The following is a 2,733-nucleotide window of genomic DNA, read 5'->3' as shown; positions in this document are numbered from 1 at the left end:
GAACTTGTAATCATCTGAATAGTTATTTGCTGTTGTGCTAATGCCTCAAAAAACTGAGCCACAACCAGGGGTTGTGCCACCATACCACCCCCAACTAGACTAACTTTAGCGATGTCTGTATCCACTATAATCTCCCCACAAGCAATACTTAGTGCTAAAGCTTTTAAAGCCATGGATGCTGCTTCAGCATCAGCTTGGGCCACCGTAAACGCAATATCACAAGTGGGGATACCATTAAGCCTCTGACAGCGTTGAGACTGAATAATCATATCAACACTAATATTTTCCTGTGCCAGTTGTCCAAAGAGTTTTGCTGCCATTCCCGGTTGATCTCGGACATGGCGAATTGTGATACAAGCTTGGTTGAGATCAAGAACAGCACCGCATACTGGGGATGGGCTTGAATCGGTAGAAAACTCCTGAATTGAATCAGGTCCGAGCACTACAGAACGATCAATCTCAAAAGCCTGACACAGAGCAGCAACAGCGCGATCGCATACCTCAGCATTAATCACACAGGTGATCTTCAACTCAGAGGTAGAAATCATCTCAATATTAACTCCCGCCTCTGCTAGAGTAGAGAACATTTTAGCTGCAACCCCAGGACGCCCAATCATACCAGTCCCAGTAATTGCCACTGTTGCCATGTTCTGCTCTACCATCATTTCTACCTCTGCAGAAGTAATCAGCTCTTGAGACATCTTCGAAAAGTATTTTTCTGATAGTGTTTGGATCAATTCTTGTCCACTGTTCCCTGTTCCCTGTTCCCTGTTCCCGACTTCTGCAAGAAGTCTTTTGAGTTTAGTTTCACTCACTGCAGCTCCTAAAGTCTCACCTTGTTCAAAACCTCTGTTCACTACCGTCAACGCAATATCCTTAGCATCGTCCTCCTGAATTGACTGAATAATCAGATTAACATCCAGATTCTCACGAGCAATTTCACCAAATAACCCTGCCGCTACCCCTAAACGATCCCGCCCTTGCCATCGGGCTACTTTTACCTGATTTGTTTCCAATTCCACCCCATATACTGCCTTGTTAATCTCCAAGCCTTTCAGAGAACGAGGTTTAGCTATCGGAGAAATTATCCTAGTTCCTGGTGCATTGTTCCAGCTTGAACGTACAACCAAAGGTACGCCATAATTGCGAGCAATCTCTACCGCCCTAGGATGTAGCACCTTTGCCCCTAAACTGGCTAACTCTAGCATTTCATCACAAGTAATTTCTGGGATTAATTGTGCCTCTGGTACAATCCGAGGATCAGTTGTAAAAATGCCTGGAACATCAGTATAAATTTCACACAAATTTGCTTTTAAAGCAGCCCCTAACGCCACAGCTGATATATCTGAACCGCCACGTCCTAGAGTAGTAATTTCAAAATTATCACCACTGCTCATACCCTGAAATCCAGCTACAACTACCACTGTTCCTTGATTGAGATAGTGCTGAATTCGCTTTGGCTGAATTTCCAAAATCCTGGCACGACCGTGTTCAGCATCAGTGATAATTCCTACTTGTGCCCCAGTTAAAGAAATAGCCGGTTGTCCCAATTCCTGCAAGGCCATACTCAGCAAAGCAATTGATACTTGTTCTCCAGTAGACAGAAGCATATCCATCTCCCGGCGACTGGGATTAGTCGAAACTGCCTTCGATAAACTGAGCAAGTCATCAGTGGTTTTACCCATCGCCGAAACCACTACCACCACATTATTATTATTTTGGACTGTTTGCTTCACCCGCTGGGCAACTGCTTTAATTCTTTCAACTGATCCAACCGAAGTACCACCATACTTTTGGATAATTAGCATTATATAGCCTCAGATAAAGTATTAATTTTATTGAAGTTAATTAAAAATTAAATAGTGATATTTTTTGTTGCTTTATTAATGGCTAATCGAAGGATTTACTATAAAAATAGTATTACTATAAACAAGTAACAAAAAACTTCGGGCAAGGGAACAGTATGAAAGAGCGATTGAGCCCTATAATAACCTGAGTTCAATGACCCTTCCCTGTTCCGAAGTTTCTTGTTAACTATGGCGGTTTACATAACTATTAGGTACACAGGATTGTGTTCCCTGTTCCCTGTTCCCTGTTCCCTGTTCCCTGTTCCTAAAAACCCAGAACTTTGTACCTAACTGAATTGCAAACCGCCGTATTACACTTCAAGCAGTGCTATATCATTATCTTTGTTGACCTGAATCAACTCAGCTACACCATCCCATAGAGCATAGCGTGCTTTGAGAGCATTCTCAGCAGAGTTTAAAGCTTGCTCCCACTTCACAGGATCATCACCACAAAGATTTTTTAAGAGTTTTTTCCCCATCGGAACATGCTGATCCTCATCCAGAAAATTATGCCTGTCTAGATAGAGACGCAAAGAATCCCAAGTAAATCCATAAAGACTATCTAAAGTAGCAATAACCTGTCTGAACATAGCAGGAATGATATCTTCTCGACCTAGTAGAAAAGCTGCAGCTACTTCATGGGTTGACTTAGTAGTAGTTTCCAACGTGAATTTAACAAACGTTTTGGTTAATTCAGGTATCGAAATAGAGGCTATAGTTTGGTCAGCTGGAATACCTTTTCTAAGAGAAGATATAAAAGTTTTAATTGGATTAGTATCAGCACCTATCTCTGTCATAGCCACCATATAGAGATCATAGTGACTGATGTAATTTCCTGGTGAGACTTCATCAGTCTCTTCAGCTAAAACAATCTCATTCACCATCC

At 41.9% G+C, this 2,733-nt stretch carries 2 protein-coding genes; both read right to left on the bottom strand.

Annotated features, from left to right (window positions below):
• The coding region (locus tag F6K38_RS39020) for an aspartate kinase (RefSeq protein WP_287360293.1) at window positions 1-1,811 on the bottom strand (1,811 nt) is incomplete at its 3' end.
• A gap of 347 nt (window positions 1,812-2,158) precedes the next feature.
• A partial coding sequence (locus tag F6K38_RS39015) for a DUF3050 domain-containing protein (RefSeq protein WP_287360291.1) occupies window positions 2,159-2,733 on the bottom strand: 575 nt, incomplete at its 5' end.

This window comes from Moorena sp. SIO3B2 (genome assembly GCF_010692525.1).
Classification (GTDB): Bacteria; Cyanobacteriota; Cyanobacteriia; order Cyanobacteriales; family Coleofasciculaceae; genus Moorena; species Moorena producens.
Note: the sequence above shows the minus strand (reverse complement) of the source record. Positions and strands in the feature narration are given on the sequence as shown.